The organism is Nannocystis punicea, assembly GCF_026965555.1.
GTDB lineage: Bacteria > Myxococcota_A > Polyangia > Nannocystales > Nannocystaceae > Nannocystis > Nannocystis punicea.
Genome location: NZ_CP114040.1, coordinates 2,014,921 through 2,034,660, shown reverse-complemented (window position 1 = coordinate 2,034,660; position 19,740 = coordinate 2,014,921). Strand labels below are relative to the sequence as shown.

Annotated in this window: 5 protein-coding genes; all 5 read left to right on the top strand. The window is 76.0% G+C overall.

Annotation, left to right across the window (positions count from 1 at the left end; all coding sequences use genetic code 11):
* Nucleotides 1-30 precede the first annotated feature (30 nt).
* Nucleotides 31-3,225, top strand: coding sequence for a poly-gamma-glutamate biosynthesis protein PgsC/CapC (locus O0S08_RS07875; RefSeq protein WP_269038410.1), 3,195 nt, complete (start codon nt 31-33; stop codon nt 3,223-3,225).
* Nucleotides 3,225-6,065 (top strand): hypothetical protein, encoded by a 2,841-nt coding sequence (locus tag O0S08_RS07870; RefSeq protein WP_269038409.1) that lies wholly within the window; start codon nt 3,225-3,227, stop codon nt 6,063-6,065. The genes O0S08_RS07875 and O0S08_RS07870 overlap by 1 nt, the downstream gene beginning before the upstream one ends.
* A 1,972-nt stretch (nt 6,066-8,037) precedes the next feature.
* Nucleotides 8,038-9,051, top strand: a complete 1,014-nt coding sequence (locus tag O0S08_RS07865; protein ID WP_269038408.1) for a hypothetical protein — start codon at nt 8,038-8,040, stop codon at nt 9,049-9,051.
* An 83-nt stretch (nt 9,052-9,134) separates the two neighbouring features.
* Nucleotides 9,135-14,972: a hypothetical protein gene (locus O0S08_RS07860; RefSeq protein WP_269038407.1), complete on the top strand. Its 5,838-nt coding sequence runs from the start codon at nt 9,135-9,137 to the stop codon at nt 14,970-14,972.
* A complete protein-coding gene (locus O0S08_RS07855; RefSeq protein WP_269038406.1) occupies nt 14,969-19,534 on the top strand; it encodes a hypothetical protein in 4,566 nt (1,521 codons plus the stop codon). The genes O0S08_RS07860 and O0S08_RS07855 overlap by 4 nt, the downstream gene beginning before the upstream one ends.
* The last annotated feature ends 206 nt before the right edge of the window (nt 19,535-19,740 follow it).

The window sequence follows — 19,740 nt, the reverse complement described above, 5'->3', positions numbered from 1 at the left end:
TGTGGAACGTGGACTCCGGGGAGATGCGTGATGACACCGTTCGAAGTGCTCCCGCACGGCGGGCTCGACCAATCGATCCTCATCCCGGTCCTGGTCGGGGTCTACGTCGCCCTGTTGTTCACCGAGACGTTCGGCTGGGTGTTCGTCGGCCTGGTCGTGCCGGGCTACCTGGCCTCGGTCCTGGCGCTGCAGCCGACCACCGCCGCGGTGATCGTGCTCGAGGCGATCGTCACCTACCTGCTGGCCCGCGGCCTCGCCTACGCGCTGGCGCCGACCGGCGTGTGGGCGCCGTTCTTCGGCCGCGACCGCTTCTTCGTCATCGTCCTCGCCAGCGTGCTGGTCCGTCAGCACGACCAGCTGTGGATCTTGCCGGCGCTGTCGTCGTGGCTCGAGCTGCAGGTCGGCACCGAGCTGCCGCCGGTGCGCGAGTTCTACAGCATCGGCCTGGTGCTGGTGCCGCTCACCGCCAACATGCTGTGGAAGCCGGGCCTGGTGCGCGGCCTCGGCCCGCTCGCGGTCGTCGTCGGCCTGACCTACGCGATCCTCGAGCTGGTCCTGCTGCCGCTGACCAACCTGTCGCTGTCGTCGTTCGAGCTGCTCTACGAGGACAGCGCGATCGACTTCCTCGGCCACGCGCGCGCCTACGTCCTGCTGCTGACCACCGCCACGCTGGCCGCCCGCTTCAACCTGCGGTTCGGCTGGGACTTCGGCGGCATCCTCGTGCCCGCGCTGCTCGGCCTGCTGTGGTTCACGCCGATCGAGATGATGGTGACGCTGGCCGAGGCCCTCATCCTCTGGAGCATCACCAAGCTGCTGCTGCGCTACACCCCGCTGCGCCGCTACAACCTCGAGGGCCCGCGCAAGCTGGCGCTGGTGTTCACCCTCAGCGTGGCGCTCAAGTGGCTGTTGTCGCTGATCGTCAGCGTGGCCATGCCCGGCGTGCGCGCGCGCGAGCTGTTCGGCTTCGGCTACCTGCTGTCGACCCTGCTGGCGCTCCGCATGCTGCCGAAGAAGGCGACGCGGCGGGTGCTGCTGCCCACGATCTGCACCGCGTTCGCCGGGTGGCTGATCGGCAGCGCCCTCGGCCTCGGCCTCGACGTCGCCGCGCCGGTGCCCACCCCCGTGCCGGCCTTCAACCCGCGCAACACCAGCGATCGCCTGCTGCGCAGCGAAGCGGGCGCGCTCGCGCTGGCCCACGTGCGCGCCGAACTCGCCCCGCCGCGCCTCGACGCGCCGCCGGCGTCGGCCCTGATCGCCCACGCTGAGGCCTGGTCCGCGCTGGCCGCCTGGATCGCCGCGCCGACCGACGACGCGGCCGCGACCGCCCGCGACGCGGCCGCCCGCGCCGACCTCGGCATCCACGCGATGAGCGCCCCGACCGGTCTCTTCCACCATGTCTCTTACGCCATCTCACCGATCGAGCGCGGCGTCGTGCACACCAGCTGGCCGTCGGCCCTGGTGGTGCCCGGCGCGAGCGGGCCGGCGATCGTCGTCCCGCGGCCGGTCGCCGAGGCCCCCGCCGCCGAGGCCGCCGGTCCGCTGTGCGCCGCGCTGTCGTGCCGCCTCGTGCTGGTCGCCGGGCGCGATCAGGTGCCCGGCGTGATCGACACGCCCTTCTCCGCCGCACTGGCGCGCCTCGCCCCCGAAGGCGCGGTCGAGCTGCGGGCCGACTTCGACGCCCCGCCCGGGCGCCCGCTCGTCCACCTCGAGGCGGCCGCGCCGATCGGCCTGCCCGCGCTGCAGCCGACGGCCCCGCGCGGCGGCGCCGGCCTGCCGCCGATGGCCGCGGCCGAGGGCGCCCCGCCGCTGCTGCTCGGCGCCCCGTGGGGCGAGGGTCACCGCGCGGTCGTGCGCATGCACCCCGAGACGATGCGCGCCGGCCTGCTGCGCGACGCCCCCGAGATCCGCAGCGCCCCCGCGCTGATGCCGTGGCTCGCCGAGCAGGTCCGCTCGTGGAGCGAGAAGCCGGACAGCGGCCTGGCCGCGCCCTCGGTCGCCGAGCTGACCTTCCTCGAGCGCCACGTCGCCGAGCCGCTGATCCACGGCTTCACCGAGGACCGCGCGCTCGCGGCCCGCTTCGCCCGCCTGGTCGACGCCGAGGTGTGGCAGCTGCGCGACTGCGGCTCGCGCCGGCCCTGCCGGGCCCTCGTCGCCGGCGGCGAGATCCTGGTCCTCGGGACAGGTCCCTCCAAGCTCGTGATCGAGGCGATCCGCGTGCCCGAGGAGGCCGGCACCTGGCGCCTGGCCGCCGAGCTGTTCAGCGCCGCCAACGGCCGCGCGCTGCTGATCGCCATCAGCCGCTCGGGCGCCGGCGCCTCGGCGTTCACCCCGGCGCAGGCGCTGCACCAGGCGCTGTCGGCCGACGAGGCCGGGGCCCCGCGCACGATCGTGCAGATCCGCGGCCTCGGGGCCCGCCCCGGCGCGCCCGCCGACGCCCTGGCGATCGGCCGCCCGCGCGCCGGCGTCGGCGAGCTTCCGCCTGTCCTTTCGGACATGCTGACCATGTCCGGCCCGCTGTCGTTCGTGCCGCGCTGGCGCCTGCTCGAGGACGCCCCCGAGCTGGCCGCGCTGGTCGGCGTGCGCGACGCGCTGATGGCCTTCTCGGCCGCCTTCACCGCCGACGCCGCCGCGATCCTGTGGTTCCCGCCGGCGCTGCGCCGCGTCTACGCGCTCGGCGACCCCTGCCTCGACCTCCGCCGGCTGTCGGCGCTCGACCTGGTGCCGACCGGCCGCGCGTGCTCGGCGTGGGTCCGCGACGAGGCGGCCCTGGCCCTCGGCGGGGCCGCGCCCGGCGTCGCCGATGTCCGTACGGCCATGTCCAAAGGGACAGCCAAGGAGGAGCCGCCGGCGCGCAAGTCGGCCCGGGCCGCCGAGGCGCGCGAGGCCGAGGCCCGCGCCAAGCAAGGCACCGCCACGGTCACCACCGCGGGCGCCGACTTCATGACTGCGCTGGCGCAGGTCGAGGCCTATGCCGAGTCGAACAACCTCCACTGGCTGCGCCTCGTGCTGGCCGAGCCCGGGCTGCGGCTGCAGGCCGGGCTCGGGCGGACCACCGGGCGCGGCTTCCTGTCGCTGTGCGAGATCGGGGCCGACCGCCGCTGCGCATTGGTTTGGCTCGGCCCGGCGCTGCCCGGCCGCACCGTCGTGCCGAGCAAGATCCGCGCCGTCGGCCCCGCGCTGTGGCGGCGCAACCGGACCCTGCTCGTCGACGGGGAGGAGCGGTGATGCAACCCGACCCGTCGCTGTGGCTCCGCGGGGCCACTCTCGGCAGCCGCCGCTTCGCCTTGCCGACCCTGGTCGCGCTGCTCACCGCCGTGATCCTCGCCACCCGCGGGCCGGCCGCGGTCGAGGACGAGGCCGCCGACGACATGCTGACCGCCACCAGCGAGCGCATGATCGCCTACGTCCTGACCCCCGAGCACGGGCCGCGCTTCCGCCTGCCCGGCGGGCCCGAGCTGGTCCGCGTCAGCGCCCACCTGGTCCTGCCCAGCGACCAGACCTACGTGCCGACCCGCCGCTACGCGTTCGGCATCGAGGCGACCCTGCGCGCGCCCGACGGCGAGGTCCTGTGGCGCCGCCATCTGTCCGATCGGACAGACCAGACCAAGGCCGGCTACAGCGAGGGCGGGTGGATCTACGAGGCCGCGTTCGCCGCCGACCACCGCTACGAGCTGTCCGACAGCGCCGGCCTCGAGCTGTCGCTGCCGAGCTGCCCGCCCGGCTCGACGCTCGAGCTGAGGCTGTCCGAAGAGACAGGTATCCTCGGCAGCGACGGCAACAAGATCGCCGTCCCCTTCAACAACCCGAGCGCCCTCGTCCGCGCCCACCGCCGCGTCGACCTCGGCCTGGCCGGCGAGAGCCTGCGCCGCAGCGCCACCCAGGCCGCGCTCGGCAAGGCCCGCCTGGCCGCCTCCACCTTCCTCCCGTGGCACGCGCTGCGCGAGGCCCACCGGGCCCACGCCGAGGCCGAGGCGTGGGAGCGCATGCCCGCCGAGGGCCGCGCCGGCATCGACTACCGCGGCGAGAGCGTCTACGTGGCCGCCGGCCCGCCGCCTGCGCCGCCGCCCCCCGAGCCGCCCGCGCTGGCGATCGCCCCCGGCCAGGCCGCGGTGGTGCACCTGCTCGGCCCGGGCACCGCGACCGTGCGCACCCGCGGGACCGCGACTGTCTCTACGGACATGCCCCAGGAGATAGCCGTGCGCACCCGCTGGCTGGGCCCGTTCCCGGCCGGCCCGGACCCGGTGCCGCAGGCCTCGGCGGTGTCGCTGCTGTCGATCCCGATCACCGACGCCTGGCAGGAGCAGGCGGTCCCGCTGACGTCCGGCTGGACCGCGATCGAGGTGTCGACCGCCGTCGGCGCGGCCGACGTCCAGGTCGTCGCCAGCGACGGCGCGCGCCACCCGAACGCCGACGAGGCCGCCTACGAGACCGCGCGCGAGTCGACCTTCGCCGCCCTGCGCCTGCCCGCCGAGACCGAGCGCAGCGGCTGCGCCAACGCTCGCCTGACCCACCGCGCCGCCTGCACCCTCACGACCCCGCCGCCGCCGCCCTCGGCGCTGATCCCCGTCGACCTGCGGACCCTGCCGCTCTACCGGATCGGCCCCGACATCGCCCCGCTGTCGTTCAACCTGGTCGGCCCGAAGGACATCTACACCCGGACCCTGCGCTTCGACGTGCGCTCGTTCGGCGTCGTCGCCCCGGTCCGCCTCGGCCTCGAGTTCCTCGACGCCCGCGGCCGGGTGATCGCCGCCGAGGAGCTGCTGGCCGAGCCGACCGGCTTCTCGCAGTTCGACCGGGCCCGCCAGCCGTCGTCGTTCTTCGCCGAGTCGGCCGGCGCCAGCGCCGACGAGGACGACGGCCAGGTCCCGTCGCTGATGCCCGCCCTCGGCCTCGCCCTCGCCGAGCGCCCGATCAGCGAGCCGGTCTCGCTGCGCCTCCTGGCCCCGCCCGAGGCCGTGCGCCTGCAGCTGGCCGGCGGCGCGCCGGCGCTGCTCGACGTCCGCACCGTCCTGCCGCCGCCGGCCGACGAGGTCGGCGGCTCGCCATGGGTCTGGCCTTACGACCAGGTGGTGGTCGACGACGAGCGCTGGCGCTACGCCCCGCGCCGGCGCGACCGGTGGTTCCCGCTGCGCTCGGAGGACCACGCGCTGCGGCGAGCGGCCGGCCAGGTGATGCCGCTGCAGGCGCAGATCCGCCGCGAGTACGAGCCGCCGCGCCCGTCCACCGAGGGCCCGTGGATCACCACGCGCCCGCGCGGCGGGGCCCAGCGGCTCGACATCCTCGAGCTGGTCCCGCCGTCGCGCCGCGACGAGGCCATCGCCAACTGGGGCCCCGGCGAGGTCTCGGTGCTGCGCCCCGACGTCGTCGAGAAGATCGACCTCCGCCGCGGCTTCGCCCGCCCGACGCGCATGCGCTACCACGCCATCGGCGCCGGCGTGCGCGCGCTCGGCCAGAACATCTTCCTGCAGCTCAACGAAGTCGACGACGACTGGCTGATCACCGCCCGCGCCGAGAGCCGCCGGATCGCGCGGCCCAAGGGCGGGCTCGTGTCCCTCATGTGGTCCTCAGGTCCGGAATCCGTGCGCATCCTCGTCAACCGACCCACCCTCTCCGGCGCGCCGATCTACACCGCGCGCCAGATCTACCGCCTCGCCGACAACCCGCTGACGGTCGACGTGCCCAAGCGCGCCGGCGCCGTCGAGGCCCTGCACGTCGTCGTCTACTGGCTCGAGGCCGCTCCGACCACCGCGACTTCGCTGCGGGTCGCGATCGACAGCGGCGCCCCCAAGCGCCACGGCGGCCGCGGCGTCAACGTCTCGCAGGCCGAGCACTCGGTGGTCCTGATCCCCGACTCCGGCGCCGAGCTGCTGCGGAGCGACCGCGACACCCCCGTCCGCGCCCAGCGCACCACCTTCACCATCCGCCTCGGCGACGACCTCGCCCCCGGCCGCCACTCCGTCACCTTCCACCGCGAGAGCGGCGCCCCCGTGTGGCTGCGCCTGTTCCGCGAGGCCCCCAACAGCCGCGGCGCCACCCCCGATCTCGAGCTCGGCCATGACGACTGACTTCACCCCGATGCACGGCGCCGACACATGTCTCTCCGGGCATGTCCTTCAGGACACCATGATATCCGAGACGGCCGCGACCTGTCCCTCCGGACATGCTCCCCGCGAGCCCGCGAGCCCCGGCGGCCCGCCGGCGCAGCCCGCGACCCCGGCCCCCACCGGGCCATCGAGCCCTCGCGGCGCCGGACAGCTCGCTCGCCCGTCGACATCCCCATGTCCTTCGGGACAGCTCGCGCCCCCGGTCCCTCCCTATCCCTCGGGACAGCTCGCTCGCCCGCCTGCGGTCCCCGCTCGCCCGTCGAAGCAGCTCGCTCGCCCGCCGGCGGTCCCCGCCTATCCCTGGGGACAGATCGCTCGTACGCCGGCCGACCCCGCCCCCTCCGGACCGGCCGCTCGCCCGCCCTCGGTCCCGGTTCATCCCCGGAATCCGGTCGCTCGCCCGCCGACTGTTCATGGCAGTCCCGCGGGGCAGATCGATCTCCGGTCGACGGCTCCTGCCTGTCCCCCGGGGCCCAGCGCGCGCGCATCCGCCGACCTCACCCGTCCAGCGGGACAGCCCGCTCGACCACCCGCCGTCCCCGCCTATCCCTGGGGCCTGGTCGCTCGCCCGCCGGCCGACCCCGCCCCCTCTGGACCGTCCGCTCGCCTGCCCGGGGTCCCCGCCTATCCCTCGGGACAGCTCGCGCCTCGGACCTCGGCCCCCTCCCCGAACGCCCGCCCGCCCTCGGTCCCTGCCTGTCCATGGGGACAGATCGTGCCTCGGCCAGCGATCCCCTCGCAAGCCACCCGCCCGCCCTCGGTCCCGGCCTATCCCTCGGAACAGCTCGCCCGCCCGCCCGCACCCTCGGCACTCGTCGCCCCTCCGCCCGCGATAAGCACCTGTCCCTCGGGACACACCGCTCGCCCGCCCGCCGCTCCCTCGCCACCCGTCGCCCGTCCGCCCGCGCTCGGCACCTGTCCCTCGGGACACACCGCTCGCCCGCCCGCGCTCGGCACCTGTCCCTCGGGACACACCGCCCGCCCGCTCGCCGCTCCCCCGGCACCCGTCACCCGTCCGCCCGCGCTCGGCACCTGTCCCTCGGGACACACCACTCGCCCGCCCGCCGCTCCCTCGCCACCCGTCGCCCGTAAGCCCGCGCCCGACACCTGTCCCGCGGGACACACCGCTCGCCCGCTCGCCGCTCCCTCGCCACCCGTCGCCCGTCCGCCCGCGCTCGGCACCTGTCCCTCGGGACACACCACTCGCCCGCCCGCCGCTCCCTCGCCACCCGTCGCCCCTCCGCCCACATTCGGCACCTGTCCCTCGGGACACACCGCTCGCCCGCCCGCCGCACCCGTCGCTCCTCCGCCCGCGCTCGGCACCTGTCCCTCAAGACACACCGCTCGCCCGTCCGCCGCACCCGTCGCCCGTCCGCCCGCGATCGACACCTGTCCCTCGGGACACACCGCCCGCCCGCCGGGCGCCGTTGGTTCCGCGGGGCAGCTCGCTCGCATGGCCACCGCCGACACCTATCCCTCGGGACAGGCCGCTCGCCCGTCCGCGCTCGCCGCATGTCCCCTCGGACATGTCGCTCGCCGGCCGTCGCGCCTCCCCTGTCCCGCTCGCTCACCGACAGCCTGCCCGTCGCCCGCCGTCGCCCGCCGACCCGCCGCCCGCTTCCCCTCGGTACAGGCCGCTCGCCCGCGATCCGTCCTCGCCTGTCCCTCGGGACACCCGACCCGCCAGCCCTCGCTCCCAGCCTATCCCTCGGGACAGGTCGCCGGCTCGCCCGCGGCCCCATGCCCCGACCCCCATCTCTCCACCCGCTCCCCTGAGCGCCAGCCCCCCCGCCGCACGCCCGCGCGTGTCCGCTGGGCCGCACTGCTGGCGCTGGCGGCGGGCTGCCAGGGCCGCGCCTGCGACTGCGCCGACCCCCAGGCCGACGACCCTCACCGCTCTGGCGCCCGCGCCGCCACGACTGCCCGATCGGACATGCCCCCCTGGGCAGGTCCCGAAGACCAGCCGGCCTCGGCCGCGCTCACCGGCGGGCGCCCGCGGCCGCCCGCGCGCCCGCTCGACGCCTTCACCATGATCGACCCGACCGAGCTCCGACACCGGCTGTGGACCGAGCCGCCGCCGCCCTTCTACGTCCCGCCCACGCCCGAGCGGACGGCCGCCTTCGAGGCGCTGATGCGCGGCCTCCTGGCCGCGCCGACGCCCGAGCCCGAGGCCCTCGGCGAGCTCGCCTGGGCGGCCGGCTACGAGGTCCACGCCTGGTACGTCTCGGGCCAGCGCCTGCTCGCGGCCGTCGAGCCGAAGACCCAGCAGACCGGCGGCGGCGCCTACCTCGTGCGCGTCGACGATGACGGCGCGGCCGACGACGAGCGCCCGGTGATCCTGCAGGCCCCGCACGCCTTCCACGACCTCGGCACCGAGCGGATCGCCCTCGCCCTGGCCCTGCGCGGCGACGGCTGGCCGCGGGCCCTGTTCGTCAACACGGTCCACCGCTACCTCGACACCGACGGCGAGCGCCGCGAACGCGACGCCGCTCCCGCCGACCCCTGCCACAACCCGGAGCACCTGTTCTCGATCGCCACCGCCGCCGCGCTCGACGTCATGCCGCGCGCCGAGGTCGTGCAGATCCACGGCTTCAGCGAGGACGACGACCCACTCGGTCCCGCCGCCGTCGTCAGCGCCGGCGACCGCGTCGCCGCCACCACCCGCACCCGCGAGGTCGCCCAGCGCCTGCGCGGCGCCCTCGGCATCGAGGTCGCCCTGTTCCCCGACGACCGCACCCGCCTCGGCGCCACCAGCAACGCCCAGGGCCGGCTGGTCCGCGCCCGCGGCGGCGCGGCCCGCTTCGTCCACCTCGAGCTGTCGCACGAGCTGCGCCGGCGGATCCAGCGCGACGCGCGGGCCCTGGCCAGCCTGGCCGAGGCGCTCCGCCCCGACCTCCGCGACCCCGACGAGATCCTCGGCCTCGTCCCGCCCGAGCGCCCGCTCTGACATGTTCTTTAAAACATGTCCCTTATTTACTTTTGTCGAACACATCTGCGTCGCTCTGGGCCCCTCCCTCCAGGAGCACCACCGTGTCCACCCCTCTCCGCATCGCCTCGTGGCTCCTCGCCGCCGTCGCGCTGATCCCCCACGGCGCCAGCGCCCGCCCGGGCCGCGCCGCCGCGCCCCTCGCCGACCCGGCGGTGCGCGCCGCCGTCGAGTGGCGCCCGGTCGAGATCGTGCCGGTGGCGCTGACCGGCGCCGCGCCGTGGACCGCGACCCCGACGCCCGAGGCGGCCACCGCCACCAGCGTCGTCGTCGGCCCCGAAGCCGGCGCAATTATCAAACTCGGCTCCCTCGCGGTCCTGCAGGTCCGCGCCGAGCCGGTGCGCGGCGCGGGCCGGCCGGCGCCGCTGAAGTTCTGGCGCCGCTCCGGCGCCGCCGAGGCCGGCCGCGCCGCGGTCCTCGAGCCCGCGCTCGAGGTGGCCCCGGGGACATGGCTCTTGGAACATCCCCCGGGCGGCGCCGGCGACTGGCTGGTCAGCGCCGCCGAGCCGACGCGGATCACCGCCCTGGCCCCCGCCGCCCGCACCGGCGAGCTGATCTGGGAGCACGTGATCGGCGCGGCCCTCGAGTGGATCGAGCGCGGCGGCCCGCCGCCGCCGCTGCCCGACCTGCCGGCCTTCGCCGACCTGCGCCGCGAGCTCCTGGCCGACGCGGCCATCGCCGCGGCTCTGATCTCGAGTGACCCGAAGGACATGTCCCTTCAGGCAGCCGTCAAGGCCTGGCGCGGCGCCGCCGCGGTCCAGCGGATCACCGCCCTGCGCCCGCCCGGTCGCCCGGCCTTCGCGCTGGAGACGGCCCCGCGCCCGCTGGCCGGCGCCGCCACCGTCGACCTCGACGGCCGCCCGTTCCAGCGCACCGCCGGCGACCGCACCTGGGACCTGCGCATGACCGGCCCCGGGGTGGCGTGGATCTCCGCCAGACTCTTGGGACAGGACCCGAAGGCCAGCATCTCCGTCCACGCCGACGGCCGCCGGCTGGTCCGCGAGCGCCTGGCCCCCGAGACGCCGTGCCCGCCCGACGCCGTCGAGTGCCGCGTCGGCGGCCCCGAGCGCGACCTCGCCGTGCCGCTGGCCCCCGGCGAGCACACCTACCACCTGCACCTCGACGGCGACGCCGCGCTCCTGCAGGTCCGCGTCGGCCAGACCCTCGAGCGGTTCGCCACCGCGGTGCGCCGCGAGGGCGCCGACGATCTGCTGCGGATCGGTCGGCGCGCCCTGGCCCGCTCGCGCTCGCCCCGGGCCCCCCTGGTCGACGCCCTGTTCGCGCAGGTCGAGGGCCGCCCGCTGCCCGCCCTCAAGCGGCCGAACCCGCCCCCGCTGGCCCTCGCGCACGACTGGCTGCTGGCCCGGCAGGACGACCTCTCGCCGGCCCGCCGGCACAAGCTCGCCTGGTCGCTGGCCCGCACCGCCGACGCGGTCAAGGACCGCGACCTCGCCGCGCGCGGTCGGGCCGCCGGCATCGACCTGCTCGAAGGGACAGACGACGCCGGCCTCGCCCGCCGCCTGCTCGGCCCCCGTCCGAGCGAGGCGCCCGCCAGGGCCCTGGCCGCCGCCGCCCGCCTGCTCGACGGCCCGCCGCTGCCGCTGCCGAGCCCGATGCTGGCGCTGTTCGAGCGGGCCCGCCGGCTCGACCCCTACGACGCCGAGCTGCGCGCGGCCTACCGCGACCACTGGCAGGCGACGCGATGGTCGGCGCTGCTGCCGGGCGACGACGGGCCGGCGCCGCTGACGTGGATCGAGCGCCTGCCCGACGACCCGGCGCGGGCGCCGACCAGCGCGTCGCTTTGGACATGTCCGAACGGACATGTCCAAACGGTCCTGGCCCGCGCGCTGCCCGAGGCCCCGGCCCGCCCGGCCCTGCTGCGCCTGTACGCCCGGGCCGACGCCGGCCTGACCGTGACCGTCGACGAGGAGCGCTGGCGGACCCTGCCGCTCGCCCCGCTCGAGCTGCTCGAGCTGGCGCTGCCGCCCGGCTCACACGCCCTGACCGTCGCCGGGCCGAGCGGCAGCGAGGTGTGGTCGTCGCTGACGCCCACGCCCCCGCGCGCCCCCGACGCCCGCCTGCTCCGCCTGTGGCCCGCCGACGACGACCACGCGGCCCGCTTCCTCCTCCCCGGCGAGCCGGCCCACGCCCGCGTCGACATCCGCGCCCTCGACGCCGAGGCCCCGACCCGCGTCGACCTGATCGTCAAGACCGACACCGGCCTGCGCCGGAGCATCAGCGTCGAGCTGCGCCCCGTCGACTCCACCGCGGTCCCCCTCGACGACAGCCCGCGCGTCGGCCCCCCGACCAGCGTCCTCCTCCCCCTCGACCTCCGCGCCCGCGCCCTCGAGGTCCGCGTCGCCGCCGGCGGCCCCACCGTCGCAGTGTCCGCCGCCGTCCGCGCCCCGGGCATGCGCGAGAGCCTGCCCGGCGACCCCGCGCTCGCCGCCGGCCCCAAAGGACATGCCCAGAAGGACATGTCACAAACGAGCCCCGAAGGACATGCCCCAAAGGACACTTCACCGTCGGACGCCGGCGCCGATCTCCCTGGACATGCCCCAAAAGACAGCATCACCCCGACCGGCGCAGCCGTCGCCGGCACCGAAGGCCTCGCCGCGCAGGAGCACCGGCTGGCGACCCGCGGCTCTCTCGCTGGCACGCCGGCCGGCACTACCGCCACCGGTATCGGAGGCTCCGCCGCGAAGGAGCACCAGGCCGCGACCCGCAGCGCCCTCGTCGGTCCCCAGTCAGCTGCCCAAAAGGACAGCCTCACCGATGCTCCCGTCGCCGACCTCGGCGGCCCTGCCGAGAAGGACCACCAGACCGCGACGAGCAGCGCCCTCGACGGTCCCCGGGAACATGCCCGAAAGGACAGCCACCCGCCGACCGGCGCCCACATCGCTGGTGTCGGAGGCGCGAAGGATCATCAGACTGCGACCGCCGCCCCTCTCGCCGGCTCGCATGGACCTGCCCGAAAGGACAGCGATCAGCCGTCCGGCGCCGGCCCCCTGGCCGCCCTCACCCGGCCGCCCGCTCGACCTGCTCCCAAGGACAGCCCCGCCCCCGAGAGCCCGGCCGACGCGCTCGCCCGGGCCAGCCGCGGCCTGCTCGAGCGCCCCGGCGATCCCGAGCTGCTCCTCGTCCGCGCCGGCGCGCTCCTCGACCTCGACCAGCGGCCCTACGCCCTGTCCGACTGGACCCGCGTGGCCGCGCACCCGCTGCCCCCGGCCCTGCGCGAGCGGGCGGTCGCTCTCGGCCAGCGCATCGAGGCCCTCGGCGCCCCCAGCCACATCGACGTCACCACCGACGTGCCCGTCCTCGTCGCCCCCGCGCTGGCGGCCGCCGGCCTCGACGACCTCGCCCTCGCGCGCCTCGCCCCCGCCGCCGCTCGCGCCCGCGCCGCGGGCCCGGCGGCTGGCCTGGCCGCCCTCGACGAGCTGACCGCGGGCGGTCCCGCCGCCCCCGCCGCCGTGCTCGGCGCACCTGCTCAGAGCGCCATGTCCTCGGGGACAGCATTCCGCCTCGGCCAGGACGACCCCGGACCGACGGACCTCCATCAAAAGACCCCCTCCGCCCCCGCTCAGCCCCCCGGCTCGCCCGACCCCAAGGCCGCGGCGAAAGCCCCCGAGTCCCGCGCCCCCGCCGATCACCACCGCGGCTCACCCGACCCCGAGGCCGCGGCGAAAGCCCCCGAGTCCCGCACCGCCTCGCCTGACTCGAAGGACACGTCAAGAAAGTCAGCGGCAGCCGGACATGGCCCCAAGGCCCTGTCCCTCAAGACACCCGCGCGCCCGCCCGTCGACCCCGCCGAGCTGGCGCTGCGGGCCGCCCTGCTCGACGCCGCCGCCCGCCCGGCCGAGGCCTTCCGCGCCTGGCATCGCGTCTACGCCACCACCGAGCGCTGGCAGATCGGCCTGGCCGGCATCAAGAGCGCGCTCGCGGCGCTCGACGAGCCGATCACCAGCCCCGAGGGCGCCGGCCTCGCCTACGGCCTGGCCCTCCGCGTCCGCCCCGCGATCCGCACCCCCTACCTCGATCGCCTGACCAACATCGCCGGCGAGCGCAGTCGCTGGTCGCACCTGATCCTCAGCGAGGAGCGAGGCAGCCGCGAGCACCGCGACCTGCCGAAGCAGCCCGCCACCGCCACCGCCACCACCGACGCGCGCACCGCCTTGCTCGCCGCCCCGTTCCCGACCAAGGGCGCGCTCATGCTGCGCCCCGGCGTGCCCGTGCTGATCGACCTCGCCCGCGGCCACGACGCCCTCGGCTTCGACCTGTGGTGCCGCGAGGTCCGCCCCGAGCTCGGCGGCGTCCCGCCCACGGTGCGCTTCTGGATGGGCGAGGAGCTGCTGCACACCCAGACCGTCCCCGCCGAGACCGTGACCCTCGCCGAGTTCGCGGTGCCTGCCCGCGACGCGGTCACCCTCGAGCTCGACGACGCCAGCCACGCCCACCTCTGCCTCGCCCGCCTGCGCCGCCCCGAGGCCCGCCAGACCGCGCGCACCGATCGCTGGCACGTCGCGCGCCCGCGGCGACCGGTCGAGTTCATCGTCCTCGGCCCCACCACCGTCCAGGTCGAGGTCCACGGCCGCCCCGCCTCCGACATCGACGTGGCGATCGCCCGTGGCGACGAGCCGTTCGGCCCGGCCCGCTCGCTCGGCAGTCTCTCGGGACATGTCCCATCGGGCCTGTCCCCGAAGACCAAGGACGACCTCACCGTGCACCCGCCGGTGCAGGTCCTGACCCTCGCCGACTCCGGCCCGCTGCGCATGCGCCTGGCCCCCGGCGTCGGCCCGGCGCTGGTGCGGGTCCACCAGCGCCTCGACGCCGAGCCCCAGCCGTCGCCGCCGCGGCCGCCTCGCCGGCGCCCGGCTCGCCTGTCCCAAGAGGCAGCTCCGCCCGCCCCGGTCCCGCACCCGACCCCTGCCGCGCCGCCCCCCGACCGCCGCGTCCAGAAGTTCGGCACCCCCTACGTCGACCTCCACCTCGGCACCGACGACCTCGAGGACAGCGACGACCTGCGGCCGCGGGTCTCCGGCATCGTCCGCCTCGGCTGGGCCCGCGAGCTGCTGGCGCGGCGCCTGTGGATCGAGGTCAACCCCGAGCTGCGCCCGCGCGAGGACACCGCCCTGGTCGCCGGCGGCCGCCTCAGCTTCCAGGCCTTCTTCCCGCGCGCCGGCCTGCGCGCGTGGGTCAGCGCCGCCGGCCTGGTCCAGACCGAGCACCAGGTCCAGCCGTGGAGCCTGCGCGGCGAGGGCCGCATCGACCGCCCGACCTGGCTGACCCCGCGCCTGCAGCTGTTGCCCGGCCTCGACCTCGCCTACCGCTACCAGTCGCTCGACAGCGGGAACGCCTTCCCGCGCGGCGAGCTGCACCCGCGCGTGTACCAGTGGTACGTCGAGGATCATCCGTTCGTGTTCCGGCCGACCCTCGACCTGCGGGTGGTCGCCTGGCAGGACACGCGCGTGGTCGTCGGCGCCGACATGATGCCGAACAGCGACTTCCGCAGCGTCGACCAGGTCAGCATGCACGCCGGCATCGCCGGGGCCCTCGCCCTCTACGGCCGCGTCGTCCCCGAGTTCGCCCTCGACTACGAGGCCTCTCTGCGGCTCAAGGACCCGGACCGCGAGAAGACCTACTTGCGCAGCCGGATCCTCGCCGGCCTCGGCGTCGGCATCTGGGTCACCGACGGCGTCCGCATCGCCTTCGGCGTGCGCAACAACCTCTACCTCTCTTCCCTCTACCCGGCGCGCAACGGCCTCGACGTGTGGCTACGCCTCGACCTGCCTCTCGGTCGTGGCCTGCGCGACTTCGGACCGCTCGAGATGCCCTTCCGCGCCGCCCGCGAGCACCGCATGTGGCGCCAGGAGCCGACACCATGACCGCCATCATCGACGCGATCACCGAGGCCATCCTCCGCCCCCTCGACCCTCTGACCGCGCGTCTGCGGGCCCGAGCGGCCTCCGCCCTGGCCGCGCGCCTGGCCGCCAGCGCCGACGTCCCGCCCGAGCTGCGGCCCGACCTGTTCGAGCTCGCCGGCCTGCGCCGCGCCCCCGCGCGCCGCGCCCTCGTCGCCGAACATGCCCTCAAGGACATTGTCCCGCGGACATGTCTCTGCATCACCGTGCTGCGCCGCGAGCACGCGCTGCTGCAGTCGCGCGAGGCCGAGCTGGTGGCCGCCGCGCTCGCGGCCAAGGACCCGAGCACCCAGCAGGCGGTGCTGGCCGCGGCGATCCGCCGCCACGCCCGCGGCTGGCGCGAGCGCCAGGCCGACCTGCGCGCCCTCGGCCGCTGGCTCGACCACGACGCCCTGCGCGAGCGCCTGGCCGCCGAGCAGGCCTTGCTCGAGGAGCAGGTCGAGCTCGCCGTGCGCATGGTCGGCGCCGCCCCGGCCGAGGTCGCCTACGAGGAGCGCGCCGAGGTGTTCCCCTGTCTGATCAGCCAGCTCACCTGGCTGCCGCGCTTCACCCTCCGCCTCGCCTGCCTCGAGGCCCTGTCGGCGGTCCTCGACCGCCTCGCCGACGCCGGTCAGGCCCACGAGCTCGACCTCGACCTCGACCTCCGCCTCGCCACCGCCGCCCGCGGCCGCGCCGGCGACTCCGCCGAGCACCCGTGGGTCCAGGCCGCCGCGCTCGCCCTGCTCGACCGCATCTCGCTCGACGCCCCCGAGGGCTCGCGCTTCGCCATCCCGCAGCTGCGCCTGCGCGCCGGGGCCCGCCGCGAGCACCGCGGCTACGCCCCCACCGCCGAGGCGCTCGAGCTGGCCGAGGCGCGCCTGATCTCCCCCCGCGGCGGCCCGCGCGACTTCCTCGTGCGCGCCCTCGTGGTCGAGTTCCTGGCCCGCCGCGCCGCCCGCGGCCGCGACCCGATCCGCTGCGTCGACATCCTGTTCAACGCCGTCGAGGACGCCAGCGAGCACGTCCGGATCTCGCTGTGCGCCGCCGCGGTCGAGGTGCGCCCGGTCGACCCGCGCGGGGCCGCCTTGCTGACCATCCTCGCCAGCGACGGCAGCGCCCGGGTCCGCGCCGCCGCCGTCCGGGGCCTGCTGCGCGGCCCGACCGACGCCCCCGCGCTCGCCTCCCTCCTCGGCGACGAGAGCTCTCCGCTGGTCCTGCGGGTCGCCTGCGCCGAGATCGTCAAGATGTCCGAAGGGACATGGCACGCCGACTCCGGCAACTTCGTCCAGCTGAGCGCAGTGCTGGCGCGGATCGCCACCCGCGACGACCACCCGCCGGTCGTGCACGAGGCCGCCGCCGCCGCCCTGCAGGCGATCGACAGCGCCCTCGACCCGGCCCGGCGCGTCTGGACCGGCGTGTTCGCCGAGGCCCTGGCCCGCACCCCGCCCGGCAAGTCGGCCCGCGTGTCGCTGCGGCGGCCCGACCTGCCGCCCCCCGGCGACGCCGCCTGGCTCGGGCGGATCCTCGCCGCCCTCACCCGCGAGGACTGGGGCATCGACGCACATGTCCGCAAGGACAGCATCCTCCTGCGCCGCGGCGACCGCTGGGGCGTCCGCCTGTGGCGCGCCTGGCACGAGCTGCGCCACCCCGGCCCCAACAAACGCCAGGGTTTCTCGCACATCCGCGGCCGCGTCCTCCGCGGCGACCTCCGGGCCCACTCCGGCCGTCTCCACGAGGTCGTCGCCACCGAGGTCCCCGGCGAGCGCGTCCACAGCGAGCGCGAGGGCGGCTGGGGCCGCCACCTCCCGCTCGTCGACGACATCCTCGGCCTGCCGGTGCTGCGCCCGCGGGTCGTCCGCGTCGTCAGCAGCCAGGGCACCACCGAGCTGCGCTGGCACATCCCGCTGCTGCGGCGGATCGCCGCCCACCTGCGCCTCAGCGTCCGCTACGGCCAGCTCGCCGAGCTGCGCCGGCAGGCCCTCGACGCCCAGGAGCCGGCCGCCCGCGCCGCCTACGCCCGCGTCCTCCGCGAGCAGTACGGCGTCGAGCTCTACTTCGTGCCCCACCCGGCCCCCTGCGCCTCGCTCGCCCGCACCGCCCCGTCCCAGCTGCTGCAGCTGTTCGGCGCCAGCGAGGCCCGCGGCGAGCCCGTCTACACCAGCGTCGACATCCCCGTGACCCAGTCGGTGCGGATCACCGCCGAGGTCGCGCGCGCCGTCTCGGCCCCGCAGCCGGCCGCGGCCTCGGCGATGACCGGCCTCGGCGCGCTCCTCGTCGGCGTCCCGCTCGAGGTCCCCGACCTCCACGAACCTGTCCTCGCGGACATCTTCACCCTGAGCGGCAGCAGCCAGACCGCGCTCGCCTACTTCCTCGCCGCCCTCGCCGCCCTGCTGTTCGTCGGCACCTACCTGCGCACCCGCGCGATCGCCCGCGACCGCGCCGCCATCCCGCTCGTCATCGGCGGCTGGGGCACCCGCGGCAAGTCGGGCACCGAGCGGCTCAAGGCCGGCCTGTTCCACGGCCTCGGTTACCGCGTGTTCGCCAAGACCACCGGCTGCGAGGCCATGTTCATCCACGCCCAGCCGCGCGGCCAGGCGATGGAGATCTACACCTTCCGCCCCTACGGCAAGGCGACGATCTGGGAGCAGCGCACGCTCCTCAACCTGGCCGCGAGGACAGGCAGCGACGTGTTCCTGTGGGAGTGCATGGCGCTCAACCCGGCCTACGTGGAGATCTTGCAGCACCACTGGATGCGCGACGACGCGGCGACGATCACCAACTGCTACCCCGACCACGAGGACATCCAGGGCCCGGCCGGCATGGACGTGGCCGAGGTCATCTCCCGCTTCGTGCCGACCGGCGCGCGCACCGTCACCAGCGAGATCAACTTCCTGCCGGTCCTGCGCCAGGCCGCCGGCCGCCGCGGCAGCGACCTCGACGCCGTCGACGAGTTCGCCGGCGACCTCCTGCCGGGCGACCTGCTCGCGCTCATCCCGTACGATGAACACCCGCGCAACGTCGCCCTGGTCGCCCGCCTCGCCGAACACCTCGGCCTCGACCGCACCCTGGCGATCGCCACCATGGCCGAGCACGTCGTCCCCGACCTCGGCGTGCTCAAGCGCTACGGCCCCGCCCGCGTCGCCGGTCGCACGCTCGAGTTCATCAACGGCTGCTCCGCCAACGAGCGCGCCGGCTTCCTGTCCAACTGGCGCCGCACCGGCTGCGACCGCCTCGACCTCGAGAAGGAGCCCGACCGCTACGTCATCACGGTCGTCAACAACCGCGAGGACCGGGTCGCCCGCTCGCAGGTGTTCGCCCGCCTGCTGGTCGAGGACGTCGCCGCCGACCGCCACCTCCTGATCGGCACCAACACCCAGGGCCTGGTCGGCTACATCCGCGAGGCCCTCGACGGCTTCCTCGCCGCCCAGGAGCTCGTGTCGCGCGACGACCTGTCCGATGGGCCAGCCGGCCGCGCGCGCGCCCACCAGCGCCTCGGCCGCCTGCTCGCCCGCGTGCGCCCGGTCGCGCCCGACGCCCTGCCCGGCCAGCTGGTGATCTACGGCCACGGCGCCGGCCGCTCGCTGGCCGGCGTGCGCGACGAGATCGCCCGCCGCTGCGCGCCGTACCTGGCCGAGGACGCGCGCGCCAGCATCAACCTCGAGGAGGTCCTGGCGATCGTCCGCAACGAGCTCAGCCCGTGGCTGGTCGGCCTGATCGAGTCGGCGGATGTCCTCGAGGACAGCGACCCGCCCGAGTGCGTGCGCCTGGCCAGTCCGCAGGAGGTCGCCGACCACTTCCTGCGCCAGCTCGCCCGCACGGCCGTGTGCGCCCGCCTCAAGGCCCGCATCGAGGCGGCCTTCGACGCCGGGGCCGCCGCCATGCCGCTCGGCCTGGTCCACACCGCCGTGCGCGACGCCTATCGCCTCCTGTTCATGGACCTCATCGACGTCGTCGTCGACCCGCTGACCACCGGCGACCAGGTCATCCTCCGCTGCGCCCTGGCCGTCCCCCCCGGCGTGCGCGCGATCCTCATGGGCACCCAGAACATCAAGGGCACCGGCCTCGACTTCGTCTACCGCTGGACCGCCCTCGACACCGCCCAGCAGAACCTCGCCGCCCTCGCCAGCCCCGAGCCCGAGGTCCGCCGCCAGGCCCTGCAGCGGCTCGCCCAGCCCGCCGACCCCGGCCTCATCGACGCCGGCCTGGTCGCCGCCCAGCTCGAGCTGCGGATCGCCTACGACGGCGAGGCCGAGCTGCAGAGCTTCGCCGCCGCCCGCGCCCGCGCCCTCCACCAGACCCGCGTCGCCGACCTGTCCGCCGGCCCCGCCCGCGGCGGCCGTCACGACAAGTGGCTCGGCTGGCTCGAGAGCTGCGTCGAATTCCTCGACGGCGCCCGCCGCTACTACATCGCCCGCCAGGTCATGCGCGACTTGGTCAGCCTCCGCATCAGCCACGCCCGCGCCGCCGCCGTCATGCGCGACCTCGACAGCCGCGCCAAGGGCGGCTGGCTCATCCGCGGCCTCCGCCAGCGCAGCGGCTCGCCGTGAGCCCCGCATTCGCCTCTCCGGCCGCCCGCCTGCGCGGGCCTGCACCGCGCGGGCGGGCTGGCGTACATGTTCTTTTGAACATGTCCATCGGGTCATTAATTTGAGCGAAGCGGAGCCCGCTCGGCTCGACGACCTGCGGACCCACGCCTGCACCGCCCCCTCGCTCGGAACCTCCGACAGGATCGATCGAATCGGCAGAGACCTGC

What these genes read in the sequence shown, in the direction of transcription:
- O0S08_RS07870 (WP_269038409.1), top strand. Translation starts at nt 3,225, where the DNA reads ATGCAACCCGACCCGTCGCTGTGGCTCCGCGGGGCCACTCTCGGCAGC.
- O0S08_RS07865 (WP_269038408.1), top strand. Translation starts at nt 8,038, where the DNA reads ATGCCCCCCTGGGCAGGTCCCGAAGACCAGCCGGCCTCGGCCGCGCTC.
- O0S08_RS07875 (WP_269038410.1), top strand. Translation starts at nt 31, where the DNA reads ATGACACCGTTCGAAGTGCTCCCGCACGGCGGGCTCGACCAATCGATC.
- O0S08_RS07855 (WP_269038406.1), top strand. Translation starts at nt 14,969, where the DNA reads ATGACCGCCATCATCGACGCGATCACCGAGGCCATCCTCCGCCCCCTC.